Raw genomic sequence first — 14,538 nt, 5'->3', positions numbered from 1 at the left:
AAAGGAAGCAACCCTTACATTCCCAAAAGGCTGACACCTAAGGCGCCTTCAATGCGCCCCTCTCCCACAAATATTTTTACCGAAGCCGGAGAACGACACGGACCAGCCGCCTTTGGAACATTCCCAATTCTCATGCGCCTAATCGCAGGTGTTCCCAAGCACATCGAGAACACTGGCCACGGTGCATGGACAACGCGATGTGCGCTATCATCGGCTGGAAGATCGCAGATGCTCGGGCAAAATGCGTCGCGCTGGAATTGGGCCCCAACTTAGGCCAAACCCCACCAGGGGGGGAATCATCCAATGAAATCAAAGGGAAATGGTGGATCCGAGGGAAATCGAACCCCTACACACCCTCCCTTATGTATCGCGATTCCGTCTTGGCCGTGTCGATGCCGCCGACGATGAAGGGTCAATTCTCAAACGTAGCCTTCATTGGGAGCATCTAGTAGGCCTGCGACACCGGCTCGGCGCGCAAGTTGCACAATTTCTGTTTCCCACATCAAGAACCACCGTCGCTTTTCTTCTTCCAGATCATATCGGTCATAGATCCGTTCCAACCCCGTTTTCATGTGATTGAGCATCGCCTCCGCCGTTTCGTAGTCGACATTCAGTCGCTTTGTGTTCGATCGCGCTGTCCTGCGAAAATCATGCGGCGTGAACCGGGCGACTGGCTTACCTGCGATCTTGCTCATGCGCTGCAAGATACGGTCCCGCGCTTCATACCAGCCTTGTGTTCTGGGGCCTTCAACCTTGTCGGCAGGAAAAACCCACTCGCCTTCTGATCGGAACAAGGCCTGGCCCCACGGCCCAAGCGCAATGCGGTGGGCCTGATGATTCTTCGAGCGTTCTGCAGGGATGGTCCATACCCCACCCTCCAATTCTGATGACTTCGCCCACACGAGTTCCGAAAATCGGGTTGCAGTCAAAAGCCAGAGCAACATGCCTCGCCGAATATCACGCCGCTCTTCCGCAAGGCCGCGGAGGAACCACTCAAGCTCGTCCAGCCCCAGCTTCCGCGATCGAGGAGTCTCGACAAATCGGAGGTCGCCAAGCCGCCGGGCCGGGTCATGCTCCAGCCCGACTTCCCTGCCACGGAGCGAAGCGGCCCATCCGAAGAACACCTTGAGTTCCGCTGCTACTCTGTTGGCTCGCACTGGAGCTGTCTTGCCCTTGCGCTCGACAAGACTGATCAGTTCGGTTTCACTTACGTCGTAGATGATCTTGCTGCCCAACGATGGCTCTATGTCGCGTTGAAACATTGTTTTCTTGTCAGAAATCGTTCGTGGTTTGTTTCTCCTTTTGGCGCGAGAAGCGCGTCCTTGCTGGACAGCTTCCATATATATCGCATGCGCCCGGCTTACCGTCATCGTGGCCCGCCGCCGCTCTTCCTGTTCAGCGTGACGCGGATCGACGCCTGCCTCCACCTGTTGATTGAGAGCGCAGGCCCACGCTCTCGCTTCTGGAATATTGAACGCAGGGTAATTGCCCAGGCTTCGCCGGAGCAATGCCCCACCCGCCGAGATGCGCCGGGCATATCTCCACACCTTTTTGCCGCTCGAGAGCAATTCAATCGAGAGCCCGGGCGTCAATGGATCTTTGAGCGCGCCTCCGGTCAACGCGTCAATCATCGAAGGAGTAAACAAGGGCTTGCGAGTCATTCACCGACATCCTTTGCCGGCCCCTACAGACAAAAATCATGATACAAATCATGATACAACAGGCGTCCAAATCAGACTTGTCGAGGCAAGCCTGGTCCAGCTTCGTGGCGGAGCGATACTGCTGTAAGTCACTGAAACAAGGGCCAAATCTAGAGGATTCAGCTGGCTGGGGCGGCAGGATTCGAACCTGCGCATGGCGGTACCAAAAACCGCTGCCTTACCGCTTGGCTACGCCCCAGCATCGCCCGGACATCGCCGGCGCGGATCGCCATATAGCGCCTGTTGCGCGAAAGGAAAGCCTAGTCATTATTTTCCGGAACCGCCAATATGCGCGCGCCCTTTCCTCTCAGCCTGGAACCGACCGGCATGTCCGCGCCCCATTCCCCATCCCCCGTCCCGACATCCCAGATCGCGCCCGCTTCACCGCTTTTCCTGCGCGAGGATGAGATCCGGCGCGGCATAGAGATGCTCTATTTCGGCTATTCCGCGCTGACCCGCTCGATCGACGAAGGGCTCGCCGCGCAGGGGCTGGGCCGGGCGCATCACCGCGCCCTCTATTTCATCTCGCGCCAGCCCGACCTGACCGTCAAGGACCTGCTGCGCCTGCTCGCCATCACCAAGCAGTCGCTGGGCCGCGTGCTCAACGACCTGATCGAGCAGGGTTATATCGAAACCCGGCAAGGCGCCAGCGACCGGCGGCAGAAATTGCTGCGGCTGAGCCCGGCCGGCGTCGCGCTGGAGGCGGAGCTGTTCCGCGCCCTGCGGGAAAAGATGGCCGCCGCCTATGCCCAGGCGGGGCAGGGCTCCGTCACCGGCTTCTGGCGCGTGCTGGAGGGGCTGATTCCCGATCAGGACCGGTCCATGGTGTTCGGCCTGCGCGGCCGGTGAAGGATCGTTACGCAACCTTATCGCCGCAGGGGCGCTTATCTGCTCTTTGTTGAAGGCAAGATAAGGGTGAACCCATGCGCACATCATTCCTGACCGCCATGTCGGCGCTGACCGTCCTCGGCGCATCGGCCTGTTCGGAAAAGGCGGCCGACAATCTGGAAAATGCCGGCTCCGCGATCGGCAGCGACGTCGGCAATACGGTCGACCGGGCGGGCGACAGGATCGAACGGGGCCTGGACGAGGCGGGCAATGCGATAGACGAAGGTTCCGGCCGCCTCGGCGCGGCCATGGACAATGCCTCCCGCGATGCGGAGCGGGAGGCGCGCGAAGCGAAGCGGGATGTCGGCGCGGCGATGGAACGCGCGGGCAACGACATCCGCAACGACTGACGGCACGGAAAAGAACTGGGGAAAGGGATCGGAAAAACGCCGCGCCCTGCCGACCGGACGGGAGCGGCGCTTGACCTGAGCGGCCATCCGCAGCACCAGCGACGGCATGCACGGCGCCGCACCCGAAACCCCCTCCCGGCTGATGATCGGGCGCCCGGAACTGGCGCTGATCGGCATCACCCTGCTGTGGGGCGGCACCTTCCTGATCGTGCATCAGGCGATGCGGCACAGCGGACCGCTGTTCTTCGTCGGACTGCGCTTCGGCACCGCCGCCCTGATCGCCCTCCCCCTCGCCCTGCCGGTCTTGCGCGGCGTCACGCGGCGGGAATGGCTGGCGGGGACGATGATCGGCTGCGGCATCTTCACCGGCTATACGCTCCAGACCTGGGGCCTGCGGACGATCCCCAGCAGCACCTCCGCCTTCATCACGGCGGCCTATGTGCCGCTGGTCCCCATCCTGCAATGGATCGTCCTGCGCAGGCGGCCGCGCCTCGCAAGCTGGATCGGCGTGGCGCTGGCCTTCGCCGGCCTGCTGCTGATCGCCGCGCCGCGGGACGGGCTGTCGCTCGGCCGGGGGGAGGCGCTGACGCTCATCAGCACGCTCGCCATCGCGCTGGAGATCATCTTCATCAGCCTCTGGGCGGGCCGCGTCGATGTGGCGCGGGTGACGTTCATCCAGTTGGCGGTGACGTCCCTGCTCGCCTTCGCCTGCATGGTTCCGGCCGGAGAGGCCGTCCCGCCCATCAACTGGATCGTCATGCTGTCGGCCTGCGGGCTGGGCCTGATGACGGCGCTGATCCAGCTGGTGATGAACTGGGCGCAGCGCAGCGTGTCGGCCACCCGTGCAACGCTGATCTATGCCGGAGAGCCCGTCTGGGCGGGCCTGATCGGCTGGATCGCGGGCGACCGCCTGCCCGCCAGCGCCCTGCTGGGCGGCGCGCTGGTGGTCGCCGCCGTCATCGTCAGCGAAATCCGCTTCGGCAAGCCTTAGAGCGCGCCGGGAGCAGCCGACCCGCAGCCGATCCGATGCAGCCATAGAGGAACCCGCCACAGCGGCGGGACACTAAGAGCATCGTGCGCAAAAGTGGGAACCGGTTTTGCGCACGATGCGACAACAAAAGCTTGGAGCGCACGGCCTGCGCAGGATCTAACGCAGCGCGCTCTAGCGGCGGAACACCGGCGCGCGCTTCTCGAAGAAGGCGGCGAACGCCTCCTGCGCCTCGGCGGATTGCATCGTCTGCTGGAACAGGCGCGCCTCCTCCTCGATCCGCTGGTTCAGCGCCGCCGGGTCGCCCTTCATCAGCCGGCGCGTCGCGGCAAGCGCCTGGGGCGGCTTGGTCATCAGCAACGCCGCCTTCTGCCGGGCATGGTCCAGCAGCGCGTCTGCCGGGACGATCGCCGTGACGAAACCCGCATGGTCGGCGGTCTGCGCATCCATCGGCTCGCCCAGAAGCAGCATCGACGCCGCCTTGGCATAGCCCAATATGGCCGGCGCCAGCAGGCTGGAGCCCGCCTCCGGCACGATCCCCAGATTGACGAAGGGCATGATGAACCGCACGTCGGGGCTCGCATAGACCAGGTCGCAATGGAACAGCATGGTCGTCCCCACCCCCACGGCCAGACCCTGCACGGCGGCGACCACCGGCTTGTCGAAGGCGGCGATGGCGCGGATGAAGGCGAAGGCCGCCTCCCCGCCCTGCGGACCGGACATGAAATCCTTAAGGTCGTTCCCCGCGCAGAAGGCGTCGCCCTTGCCCGCGAACAGCACGGCGCCGATCCCGTCCCGCGCGGATGCGTCGGCCAGCGCGGCGGTCATGGTGCGGTACATGTCGGCGGTCAGCGCATTCTTCTTTTCCGGCCGGTCGATGTGGATTTCGACGACGCCCTGATTTTCGACAATGGCTATCCCTTCGCTCACGACCGGAGTCTCCTTGCTGTTCTTCCGCCCTTGTCACGGATGTCGCCGGTGTCGCGGGCCTCTTGGTTCGTCGCGACTGTTGGCGCATCGGCACGAGCGCGTCTATCCTTTTCCGTCCATCCTGCCTAAAGGCGACCCATGCAACGCCTGCGCGAGATACTGGACCCCTTCCTGCTGCTGCTGATCGGCACGGTGGCGCTCGCCTCCCTGCTGCCCGCCCGCGGGGAAGCCGCCGGCCTGGCCGGGGCGGCCGCCGATGCGGGCATCGTCCTGCTTTTCTTCCTGCACGGCGCCAAGCTGTCGCGGGAGGCGATCTGGAATGGCGCCCGGGCCTGGAAACTGCATCTGGCGACCCTGGGAACGACCTTCGCGGTCTTTCCCCTGATCGGCCTGGCGACTCAGCAGGCGGCGGCGATCCCGCCTTCGATGCGGGCGGGGCTGCTGTTCCTGACGCTGCTGCCCTCCACGGTGCAATCCTCGATCGCCTTCACCGCCATTGCGCGGGGCAATGTCGCGGCGGCGGTGGTCAGCGCATCCTTCTCCAACCTGCTGGGCATCGTCCTGACGCCGCTGCTGGTCGCGCTGACGATGGAGAAGAACGGGACGGGCGGCCTGATCTCGCTCTCCTCGGTCGAGGACATCGTGCTGCAACTGCTGCTGCCCTTCGTCATCGGCCACCTGTCCCGGCCATGGATCGGCGGCTTCGTCAGCCGGCACAAGGCGATGCTGGGGCGGGTGGATCGCGGATCGATCCTGCTGGTGGTCTATTCCGCCTTCAGCGCGGCGGTGGTGGAAGGATTGTGGCAGAAGGTGTCGCGCGGCGAATTGCTGCTGCTGGCCGCGATCTGCATCGCCATGCTGGTCGTCGTGCTGGTCTTCACCTTCCTGCTGGGACGGCTGCTCGGCCTGTCGCGGGAGGACGCGATCGTGCTGCAATTCTGCGGATCGAAGAAAAGCCTGGCGTCGGGCGTGCCCATCGCCGGGGTGCTGTTCCCCGCCAGTGCGGTGGGGCCGATCCTGCTGCCGGTCATGCTGTTCCACCAGATACAGTTGATGGCCTGCGCCTTCCTCGCCCGCCGCTACGGCGCGGCGGCGGATGCCGAAACCCGTCTGGCGGCGGCGGGCTGACGCGATGGGCCAGCCGATCCTGACCCCCGTCACCATGGATGCGTTCCTGGCCCAGATCGATGCGCTGGCCCGCGCCCTGGCGGCGTCGCAATGGCGGCCCGATTATCTGGTGGGCATCGGACGCGGCGGCCTGGTGCCCGCCACCTATCTCAGCCATGCGACCGGCCTCGCCATGCTGTCGGTCGACCTGTCGGCGAAGCTGCCCGATTTCGGAGAGGCGCTGCTGGCCGGCCTGGCGCAGCGCGCAGCGACAGGCGAAACGCTGCTGTTCGTCGACGACATCAACGACAGCGGACGGACGATCAATGCCGTGCGCAATGCCCTGGCGCCCGCTCCCGCCGCAGGGGTGCGCTTCGCGGTCCTGATCGACAATATCCGGTCCGCCGCCACGGTGGACTATCGCGCGGAAACGATCGACCGGGACGCGACGAAGGACTGGTTCGTCTTTCCGTGGGAGGCGGTGGCCAGCCGGGACAGCATATTGGCCGACTGGGGCGAGGTGCCGGAAAGAACGGCTTAGGACAGGTCCGACCGCCGCCATTGCCGGAAAAACGAGGTTGTTATACATACGTAAAATCTATCGGCTGGGGTGGGGCGCGGGATAGTGGAGGAAGGCGGGCAACTGACGGACCCGGACGCGGCATGGAGCCTGCCGGCATGGACCTATCGCGATCCCGAATTTTTCGAGCTGGAGCTGCGCCGGATATTCCGCCCCTCCTGGCAGATCGTGGCGCATGAAAGCGACATTCCCGCTCCCGGCGATTTCCGCACGCTGGACTATATCGGGGAAAGCGTCATCCTGATCCGGGGCGGGGACGGCGTCATCCGCGCCTTCGCCAATGTCTGCCGCCATCGCGGCGCGCGGATCGTGGACGCCGCCGCGGGCTGCGCCAGGAAGCTCACCTGCCCCTATCATGGCTGGACCTATGACGACCGGGGCCGCCTGACCGGGGTGCCGCTGAAGGCCGGCTACGACTTCGACCCCGCCCGCCATGGGCTCCACGCCGTGGAGGTCGAGGATTTCCACGGCTTTCTCTTCGTCAGGCTGGAGGATGACGGCGGCCCCCGCGTAGCGGAGATGATGGCGCCCCATGGTCAGGAGATCGCGGCCTATCGCTTCGCGGACTTGAGGGCCATGGGGCGCATGACGCTGCGGCCCCGCGCGGTGAACTGGAAGGTCATCGGGGACAATTATTCGGACGGGCTGCATATCGCGGTCGCGCATCCCGGACTGCGGCGCCTGATGGGGGAGGGCTATCGGGTGGAAACCGGCGCCCATGCCGACCGGATGTGCGGGCCGATCCTCCGCCAGCCCTCCTCCAACCCGTCCGAGCGGGCCTATCAGCATTTCCTGCCGCGCATACCGCATCTGGGGGATGAGCGGCAGCGGCTTTGGACCTATTTCAGGCTGTGGCCCAATATCGCCTTCGACATATATCCCGACCAGGTGGACTTCATGCAGTGGCTGCCGCTGTCCCCCACCCGATCGCTGATCCGGGAGGTTCCCTATGCGATTCCTGACGAGCGGCGGGAAATGAAGGCCGCCCGCTACCTCAACTGGCGGATCAACCGGCGGGTGAATGCGGAGGACAGCGCCCTGCTGGACCGGGTGCAGGCGGGCCTTTCCTCGGACAGCTTCACCGTCGGCCCCCTGTCGACGCAGGAGGTGGCGCTCCGCCATTTCTGCGCGCGGATGCGACGGATCATTCCGCAGGCGCGGCTGCATCGCGCCCCGGCCCCGGGATGGAGCCGGGCGGCATGACCGGGGCCTATGACGCGGTCATCATCGGCGGCGGGCATAACGGGCTGGTCTGCGCCTTCTATCTGGCGCGGGCGGGGTACCGGGTGCGGATACTGGAACGGCGCGCCATCGCCGGCGGCGCCGCCGTGACGGAGGAGTTCCACCCCGGCTTCCGCAATTCGGTGGCAAGCTACACGGTCAGCCTGCTCCACCCCAAGGTGATAAGCGACATGCGGCTGGCCGAACATGGCTATCGCGTGCTCGAACGGCCGATCAGCAATTTCTTCCCCCAGCCGGACGGCCGCTATCTGAAGCTGGGCGGCGGGCTGGAGCGGACGCAGGCGGAATTCGCGAAGTTCAGCCAGAAAGACGCCGCCACCCTCCCCGCCTATTATGACGCGCTGGAGGTGGTGGCGGACCTGCTGCGCGACATGACGCTGAAGGCGCCGCCCAATGCGGGCGACGGGCTGGCGATGATCGCCGCCGCGCTCCGGCAGGGACGGCGGATGGGCAGCCTGACGCTGGAACAGCAGCGCGACGTGCTGGAACTGTTCACCCGCTCGGCACGCGGCTTCCTCGACGGCTGGTTCGAGAGCGAGGCGGTGAAGGCCGCCTTCGGCTTCGACGCGATCGTGGGCAACTATGCCTCCCCCGACGCGCCGGGCAGCGCCTATGTGCTGCTGCACCATGTCTTCGGGGAGGTGAACGGGAAGAAGGGCGCCTGGGGCCACAGCGTCGGCGGCATGGGCACGATCACCCGGATCATGGCGCAGGTGGTGCGCGGCCTCGGCGTGGAAATCAGCCTGGAGGCGCCGGTCGCATCCGTGCTGGTCGACGGCGCGCGCGCCGTGGGCGTCCGGCTGGAAAGCGGCGAGGAGGTGATGGGCAGGGCCGTCATCGCCAATGTGGGGCCGAAACTGCTCTACGAGCGGCTGATGGACCCCGCCGACCTGCCGCCGGATTTCCTGAGGCGCATCCGCGGGTTCAAAACGGCGTCGGGCACCTTCCGCATGAATGTCGCGCTGTCGTCCCTGCCCGACTTCACCTGCCTGCCCGGCATGGGCGAACATCACCAGTCGGGCATCATCATCGCGCCCACGCTCGACTATATGGACCGCGCCTATATGGACGCGAAGCGCGAAGGCTGGTCGCGCGAGCCGATCGTGGAGATGCTGATCCCCTCGACCGTGGACGAAAGCCTCGCCCCGGCCGGCTGCCATGTGGCCAGCCTCTTCTGCCAGCAATTCGCGCCGGTCCTGCCCGACGGACGCCGTTGGGACGATGAGCGGGAGGCGGCGGCGGATCGCATCGTCGCCACGGTCGACGCCCATGCGCCCGGCTTCGCCCGATCGGTGATCGCGCGGGACATTCTCTCCCCGCTCGACCTCGAACGGAAATTCGGGCTGGTCGGCGGCGACATCATGCATGGCAACATGACCCTGGACCAGCTCTGGGCGGCGCGACCGGTCCTGGGCCACGGCGCCTATCGCGGACCCCTGAAGGGCCTCTACATGTGCGGCGCGGGCACCCATCCGGGCGGCGGCGTGACCGGCGCGCCCGGCCACAATGCCGCGCGGGAGGTGATGAAGGACGGCGCGCTGCTGGGCCGCTGGCTCGGACGGGGCTGAACCTGCCTCGCAGGAAGGGGAGCATACTTGCCCTCTTCCCCACCCTCGCCTAAAGCGTCGGCTCATGCCCGACATCCCCGTTTCCTCCACCCAGTCCGATCTTGAAGGGGGCGACCTGACCGGCCGGGCGCTGTTCCCGCATCGGCATCTGCTCTCCATCGCGGACCTCAAGCCATGGGAAATCCGCTTTCTCCTCGATGAGGCGGAACATTGGGCCAGGAGCAACCGGGGCGGCGCGCGCAAGCATGACGACCGGCTCGCCGGCATGACCCAGATCAACGCCTTTTTCGAAAACAGCACGCGCACGCTGCTGTCCTTCGAGATCGCGGGCAAGCGCCTGGGCGCCGACGTCGTCAACATGCATGCCGGCCAGTCCAGCGTGAAGAAGGGCGAGACGCTGATCGACACCGCCATGACGCTCAACGCCATGGCCGCCGACGTGATCGTCATCCGCCACGCCAGTTCGGGCGCGGTCGCGCTGATCGCGGACAAGGTCGACTGCCCGGTGCTGAACGCGGGCGACGGCTGGCACCAGCATCCGACCCAGGCCCTGCTCGACGCCCTCACCATCCGCCGGCGCAAGGGCGGGTTCGAAGGGCTGATCGTCGCGATCTGCGGCGACGTGCTGCACAGCCGGGTGGCGCGCTCGAACATGCTCTGCCTCGCGGCCCTCGGCGCGCAGGTCCGCGCCGTCGCCCCGCCGACGCTGATGCCGCCGGAGGTCGAGATGCTGGGCGCGACGCCCTACACCCGCATGGACGAAGGGCTGGAGGGCGCGGACGTCGTCATGATGCTGCGGCTCCAGAATGAACGGATGGACGGCGCCTTCATCCCCTCCCCGCGCGAATATCACATGCTCTACGGACTGACGCCGGAACGGCTGGCCATCGCCAGACCCGACGCGCTGGTGATGCACCCCGGCCCGATGAACCGGGGCGTGGAGATCGCCAGCGTCGTCGCCGATCACCCGCAACGCTCCGCCATCACGGAACAGGTGGAAATGGGCGTCGCCATCCGCATGGCCTGCCTGGACGTGCTGACCAGAGGCGCGCGCGGCGTGGAGGGTTGGGCATGACGAGCCCCTCTCTCGTCATCCCCGCCCGTTCCTTCGCCACGTCCGCCCGCTCCTCAGTCATCCCCGCCCCCTCACCCGTCATCCCCGCGAAGGCGGGGACCCATCTCCCGCCCCATCCCAAAACGCAAGGCAGGGGGATTGACGGCATTGGCCGCAAGGTGAATCCGAAATGACCAAACTCGCCATCATCAACGGAAAGCTGGCCGACCCCGCAGGCAATGACCTCGCCACCGGCGTCATCCTGATCGAGGATGACCGCATCCTCGCAACCGGCGACATCACCGTGCCGCAAGATGCCGAAACCATCGACGCAAACGGCCTCGTCGTCGCGCCCGGCCTCGTCGACCTCGGCGTCTTCGCCACCGACAAGCCGGCCTTCCACTTCGGCGGCATCACCCGTGCCGCGCTGATGCCCGATCAATCCTCCCCGCTGGACGATGCCGGCCTCATCCGCCAGGCGACGCGGGCGGGCAAGCCCGACTTCTGGGTCCACCCCATCGCGGCGGCCACCCGCGGCCTGAAGGGGGCCGAGCTGGCGGAGATCGGCATGATGCAGGCCGCAGGGGCGAAGGCGGTCGGCACCGGACGCCAGTGGATCGCCGATTCCGGCGTGATGATGCGCGTGCTGTCCTATGCCTCGGGCCTTGGCCTCACCGTCATCACCCATGCGGAGGATAGCGGCCTTGCGGGCAAGGCCGTGGCGACCAGCGGCGAAACGGCGACGCGGCTCGGCCTGCCCCACGCGCCCGCCTGCGCCGAAGCGATGGCCATCGCCCGCGACATCATGCTGGCGCGGGTGACCGGCGGCGCGATCCATTTCCGGCTGGTGACGACCCGGGCGGGTTTCGACCTGATCCGCGCGGCCAGGGCGGATGGCCTCAGGATCACCTGCGGCATCAGCCCGGCCTATCTCTTCCTCTCCGACAATGCGGTGACGGATTTCCGCACCTTCGCGCGCCTCTCTCCGCCGCTGCGGTCAGAGGACGACCGGAAGGCCGCGATCGAAGCGGTCGCGGACGGCACCGTCGACGTCATCACGTCCAGCCACGACCCCCGCGGGCCGGAGGACAAGCGCCTGCCCTTCGCGGACGCCGCCCCCGGCATGGCCGGCGCGGAAACGCTGCTCGCCCTGTCGCTCAACCTGGTGCGGGACGGGCATGTGACGCTCAACCGGCTGATGACCCTGCTCAGCGCCAATCCGGCAAGGATATTGGGCGTCAACGGCGGCAGCTTCGCGGCAGGCAGCGCCGCCGACCTGATCTTCATCGATCCGGACGCGCCGTGGATCGTGGATTCGGGGAAGATGGCCGCCCAGGCCGGAAACACGCCGTTCGACCGCATGCCCGTGCAGGGCCGCGTGCGCAGGATCATGAAGGGGGGAAATTTCCTCTAGGGCGATCTCCAGTGAAATGGCCCATTCCAAGGTTCGGAAATCACCGCAGGCAGGGAAAATCGAGGGCATGTTCCGATTCCATCCAATCGGAACATGCTCTCGGTTTTCCCGCTTGCTCTCCCCGGCGGGCCACGCTAAAGCGCCCTCCTTCGCTGGCCCCGGCCAGTGCAGGAGTGTAGCTCAGTTGGTAGAGCGTCGGTCTCCAAAACCGAATGCCGGGGGTTCGAGTCCCTCCACTCCTGCCAAGCGAACTGGCCGCGAAACCTTGAAATATCGGGGGTTCGCGGCTAGCTGTGCTTGACGAAGCATGGGTCGCGGAGCGCGGCCGCACCCCCGGACGCCGAACAGGGCGGGATCGGGAGGGCGGACTGTTGCTTCGCGCTTTGGTGTTTGTTGGAAGGATTTGGTGCGGGCGATGGCGAAGGTTTCTCCGGGCGAATTCGTCAATCAGGTGAAGACCGAAGCGTCGAAGATCGTGTGGCCCACGGGCCGCGAAACGATCATGACCGGCGTGATGGTGGTCATCATGACCTCGCTGTTGGGCCTGTTCTTCTTCGGCATCGACACCTTCTTCGGCGCGATCGTCCAGTGGCTGCTGGCGTTCGCCGCCGGACAGGCCTGACGACGAAACTGGGAGTTTGACAGGATAACATGGCGCGCTGGTACATCATCCACGCCTATTCGGGCTTCGAGAACAAGGTCAAGGAATCGATCCTGTCCGAAGCCGAGCGCATGGGCCTCTCCCAGCTGGTCGAGCAGGTGGAAGTCCCCACCGAGACCGTGACGGAGGTGAAGCGCGGCAAGAAGGTGCAGGTCGAGCGCAAGTTCATGCCCGGCTATGTCCTCGCCAAGCTGGCGATGAACGACGACATCTACCATCTCGTCAAGAACACGCCGAAGGTGACGGGTTTCCTGGGGTCCAGCGGCAAGCCGCAGGCCATCAGCGAGGCGGAGGCCGCCCGCTATTTCGGCGCGCAGAAGGCCGCCGAAGCCGCGCCCAAGCACAAGATCAACGTCGATTACGAAATCGGCGACAGCGTCAAGGTGCTGGACGGCCCCTTCGCCAGCTTCAACGGCACGGTCGAGGAACTGGATTTCGAAAAGAACCGGGTCAAGGTGTCGGTGTCGATCTTCGGCCGCGCCACTCCGGTCGAACTGGACTTCGAACAGGTCGAACTGTCGAAGTGATTTTCACGAGATCCCAGCGAAAGCTGGGATCTCGTGCCCCAGGCCGTTCCCTTGCGGCCTGAGATGCCAGCTTCCGCTGGCATGACGACAAGGGAAAGTGCGGGAGGATCGCTCCGGTGATCCGTCAATACCGCTAAACTTGAACCGGGCGCGCCTTCGGGCACGCCCAGCAACAGAGTGAGTGACAATGGCCAAGAAGATTACGGGCTATATCAAGCTCCAGGTGCCCGCTGGAGCCGCCAACCCCTCGCCGCCGATCGGTCCGGCGCTGGGTCAGCGCGGTGTGAACATCATGGAATTCTGCAAGGCGTTCAACGCCTCGACGGAAAAGATGGAAAAGGGCACCCCGCTGCCGACCATCATCACCGTCTATGCGGACCGTTCGTTCAGCTTCGTCACGAAGCAGCCGCCCGCCACCTACCTGATCAAGAAGGCCGTCAACCTGAAGTCGGGCTCGAAGGAGCCGGGCAAGGTTTCCGCCGGAAAGATCAAGCGCTCGCAGCTCGCCGAAATCGCGCAGGCCAAGATGGCCGACCTGAACGCGAACGACATCGACGCAGCGACGAAGATCATCGAAGGCTCCGCCCGCGCGATGGGCCTCGAAGTGGTGGAGGGCTAAGACCATGGCAAAGCTGACGAAGAAGGCGAAGGCCCTGGCCGCTGCCGTTGACCGCGAAAAGCTGCACGGCGTCGATGAGGCGCTGGGCCTGATCAAGACCCATGCGACCGCCAAGTTCGACGAAAGCGTCGAAATCGCGATCAACCTGGGCGTCGATCCGCGTCACGCCGACCAGATGGTCCGTGGCGTCGTGACCCTCCCCGCCGGCACCGGCAAGGACGTCCGCGTCGCCGTGTTCGCCCGCGGCGACAAGGCTGAAGCCGCGACCGCCGCCGGCGCCGACGTGGTGGGCGCCGAAGACCTGCTCGAATCGATCCAGGCGGGCAATATCGACTTCCAGCGCGTGATCGCCACCCCCGACATGATGGGTCTGGTCGGTCGCCTGGGCAAGGTTCTGGGCCCCAAGGGCCTGATGCCGAACCCGAAGCTGGGCACCGTCACCCCGAACGTCGCCGAAGCGGTCAAGGCCGCCAAGGGCGGCCAGATCGAATTCCGCGTCGAAAAGGCGGGCATCATCCATGCCGGCCTCGGCAAGGCGAGCTTCTCGGCCGAAGACCTGCGCAGGAATTTCGACGCCTTCGTCGACGCCATCGTCAAGGCGAAGCCGTCGGGTTCGAAGGGCAAGTACGTCCGCAAGATCGCCCTGTCGTCCTCGATGGGCCCGGGCGTGAAGGTCGACGTGGCGGAAGTCGCTTCGGCCTGATCCGACGCACAAACAGATAGGGGAGCCTCCTTCCTCCATGCGGGGAAGGAGGCTTTCGCTTTTTAGAGACTTGGCACCATGAAACGCCCTCTCACCCGTTCGGGCTGAGCCTGTCGAAGCCCTCTTCTTTTCCTGAAGGAAAGAAAAAAGCCCCTTCGACAAGCTCAGGGCGAACGGAGGACAGGCATGCATGTTATAACGCGATCA

Annotated in this window: 15 protein-coding genes and 2 tRNA genes; 14 read left to right on the top strand and 3 right to left on the bottom strand. The window is 65.6% G+C overall.

Annotated features, from left to right (window positions below):
• Window positions 1-419: 419 nt before the first annotated feature.
• Entirely contained in the window at window positions 420-1,661 is a 1,242-nt protein-coding gene (locus H5V43_RS00575; protein ID WP_128830839.1) for a tyrosine-type recombinase/integrase, read from the bottom strand.
• 163 nt (window positions 1,662-1,824) lie between these two features.
• Window positions 1,825-1,899 (bottom strand) — tRNA-Gln (locus H5V43_RS00570).
• Between the two features lie 128 nt (window positions 1,900-2,027).
• On the opposite strand from H5V43_RS00570, the gene H5V43_RS00565 reads away from it, so the two are divergent.
• From H5V43_RS00565 to H5V43_RS00555, 3 genes are all read left to right on the top strand, one after another.
• Window positions 2,028-2,549: a MarR family winged helix-turn-helix transcriptional regulator gene (locus H5V43_RS00565; protein WP_025550834.1), complete on the top strand. Its 522-nt coding sequence runs from the start codon at window positions 2,028-2,030 to the stop codon at window positions 2,547-2,549.
• 74 nt (window positions 2,550-2,623) lie between these two features.
• Window positions 2,624-2,938 (top strand): hypothetical protein, encoded by a 315-nt coding sequence (locus H5V43_RS00560; protein ID WP_099186197.1) that lies wholly within the window; start codon window positions 2,624-2,626, stop codon window positions 2,936-2,938.
• A gap of 106 nt (window positions 2,939-3,044) precedes the next feature.
• Window positions 3,045-3,929: a DMT family transporter gene (locus tag H5V43_RS00555; protein WP_025550836.1), complete on the top strand. Its 885-nt coding sequence runs from the start codon at window positions 3,045-3,047 to the stop codon at window positions 3,927-3,929.
• Window positions 3,930-4,100: 171 nt separating this feature from the next.
• Here H5V43_RS00555 and H5V43_RS00550 read toward each other — a convergent pair whose 3' ends face one another.
• Window positions 4,101-4,856: an enoyl-CoA hydratase-related protein gene (locus tag H5V43_RS00550; protein WP_025550838.1), complete on the bottom strand. Its 756-nt coding sequence runs from the start codon at window positions 4,854-4,856 to the stop codon at window positions 4,101-4,103.
• A 138-nt stretch (window positions 4,857-4,994) separates the two neighbouring features.
• Between H5V43_RS00550 and H5V43_RS00545 the strand changes: the two genes are divergently transcribed.
• The 11 genes from H5V43_RS00545 to rplA all read left to right on the top strand — a co-directional run bounded on the left by H5V43_RS00545 (window position 4,995) and on the right by rplA (window position 14,331).
• On the top strand, window positions 4,995-5,984 hold the full coding sequence (locus tag H5V43_RS00545; protein ID WP_025550840.1) for a bile acid:sodium symporter family protein: 990 nt from the start codon (window positions 4,995-4,997) through the stop codon (window positions 5,982-5,984).
• Window positions 5,985-5,988: 4 nt separating this feature from the next.
• Window positions 5,989-6,504: a phosphoribosyltransferase gene (locus H5V43_RS00540; RefSeq protein WP_025550842.1), complete on the top strand. Its 516-nt coding sequence runs from the start codon at window positions 5,989-5,991 to the stop codon at window positions 6,502-6,504.
• Window positions 6,505-6,573: 69 nt separating this feature from the next.
• Window positions 6,574-7,746 carry an aromatic ring-hydroxylating oxygenase subunit alpha gene (locus H5V43_RS00535; protein WP_373886285.1) on the top strand — a complete coding sequence of 391 codons (1,173 nt, stop codon included), beginning with the start codon at window positions 6,574-6,576 and terminating at the stop codon, window positions 7,744-7,746.
• The gene (locus tag H5V43_RS00530; RefSeq protein WP_025550846.1) at window positions 7,743-9,353 is read left to right on the top strand and encodes a phytoene desaturase family protein; all 1,611 of its coding nucleotides are present in this window, start codon (window positions 7,743-7,745) and stop codon (window positions 9,351-9,353) included. Before H5V43_RS00535 ends, H5V43_RS00530 begins: the two co-directional genes overlap by 4 nt.
• 64 nt (window positions 9,354-9,417) lie before the next feature.
• Window positions 9,418-10,428 (top strand): aspartate carbamoyltransferase catalytic subunit, encoded by a 1,011-nt coding sequence (locus H5V43_RS00525; protein ID WP_025550847.1) that lies wholly within the window; start codon window positions 9,418-9,420, stop codon window positions 10,426-10,428.
• Window positions 10,429-10,597: 169 nt separating this feature from the next.
• Entirely contained in the window at window positions 10,598-11,821 is a 1,224-nt protein-coding gene (locus tag H5V43_RS00520) for a dihydroorotase (protein ID WP_099186198.1), read from the top strand.
• Window positions 11,822-11,990: 169 nt separating this feature from the next.
• Window positions 11,991-12,066: transfer RNA gene (locus H5V43_RS00515), tRNA-Trp, on the top strand.
• A gap of 170 nt (window positions 12,067-12,236) precedes the next feature.
• Window positions 12,237-12,443, top strand: coding sequence for a preprotein translocase subunit SecE (gene secE / locus H5V43_RS00510; protein WP_025550848.1), 207 nt, complete (start codon window positions 12,237-12,239; stop codon window positions 12,441-12,443).
• A gap of 29 nt (window positions 12,444-12,472) precedes the next feature.
• Entirely contained in the window at window positions 12,473-13,009 is a 537-nt protein-coding gene (gene nusG / locus H5V43_RS00505; protein ID WP_007683610.1) for a transcription termination/antitermination protein NusG, read from the top strand.
• Window positions 13,010-13,196: 187 nt separating this feature from the next.
• Window positions 13,197-13,628 carry a 50S ribosomal protein L11 gene (gene rplK, locus H5V43_RS00500; RefSeq protein WP_013040886.1) on the top strand — a complete coding sequence of 144 codons (432 nt, stop codon included), beginning with the start codon at window positions 13,197-13,199 and terminating at the stop codon, window positions 13,626-13,628.
• Window positions 13,629-13,632: 4 nt separating this feature from the next.
• Complete coding sequence (gene rplA / locus H5V43_RS00495) at window positions 13,633-14,331, top strand: 50S ribosomal protein L1 (protein WP_044661677.1); 699 nt, start codon at window positions 13,633-13,635, stop codon at window positions 14,329-14,331.
• Window positions 14,332-14,538: the final 207 nt, after the last annotated feature.

Source organism: Sphingobium fuliginis, from assembly GCF_015074805.1.
GTDB lineage: Bacteria > Pseudomonadota > Alphaproteobacteria > Sphingomonadales > Sphingomonadaceae > Sphingobium > Sphingobium fuliginis.
Note: the sequence above shows the minus strand (reverse complement) of the source record. Positions and strands in the feature narration are given on the sequence as shown.

Bases quoted from the DNA above. Each gene is read 5' to 3' on its own strand.
- H5V43_RS00575 (WP_128830839.1), bottom strand. From the start codon at position 1,661: ATGACTCGCAAGCCCTTGTTTACTCCTTCGATGATTGACGCGTTGACC.
- H5V43_RS00565 (WP_025550834.1), top strand. From the start codon at position 2,028: ATGTCCGCGCCCCATTCCCCATCCCCCGTCCCGACATCCCAGATCGCG.
- H5V43_RS00560 (WP_099186197.1), top strand. From the start codon at position 2,624: ATGCGCACATCATTCCTGACCGCCATGTCGGCGCTGACCGTCCTCGGC.
- H5V43_RS00555 (WP_025550836.1), top strand. From the start codon at position 3,045: ATGCACGGCGCCGCACCCGAAACCCCCTCCCGGCTGATGATCGGGCGC.
- H5V43_RS00545 (WP_025550840.1), top strand. From the start codon at position 4,995: ATGCAACGCCTGCGCGAGATACTGGACCCCTTCCTGCTGCTGCTGATC.
- H5V43_RS00540 (WP_025550842.1), top strand. From the start codon at position 5,989: ATGGGCCAGCCGATCCTGACCCCCGTCACCATGGATGCGTTCCTGGCC.
- H5V43_RS00530 (WP_025550846.1), top strand. From the start codon at position 7,743: ATGACCGGGGCCTATGACGCGGTCATCATCGGCGGCGGGCATAACGGG.
- H5V43_RS00525 (WP_025550847.1), top strand. From the start codon at position 9,418: ATGCCCGACATCCCCGTTTCCTCCACCCAGTCCGATCTTGAAGGGGGC.
- H5V43_RS00520 (WP_099186198.1), top strand. From the start codon at position 10,598: ATGACCAAACTCGCCATCATCAACGGAAAGCTGGCCGACCCCGCAGGC.
- secE (WP_025550848.1), top strand. From the start codon at position 12,237: ATGGCGAAGGTTTCTCCGGGCGAATTCGTCAATCAGGTGAAGACCGAA.
- nusG (WP_007683610.1), top strand. From the start codon at position 12,473: ATGGCGCGCTGGTACATCATCCACGCCTATTCGGGCTTCGAGAACAAG.
- rplK (WP_013040886.1), top strand. From the start codon at position 13,197: ATGGCCAAGAAGATTACGGGCTATATCAAGCTCCAGGTGCCCGCTGGA.
- rplA (WP_044661677.1), top strand. From the start codon at position 13,633: ATGGCAAAGCTGACGAAGAAGGCGAAGGCCCTGGCCGCTGCCGTTGAC.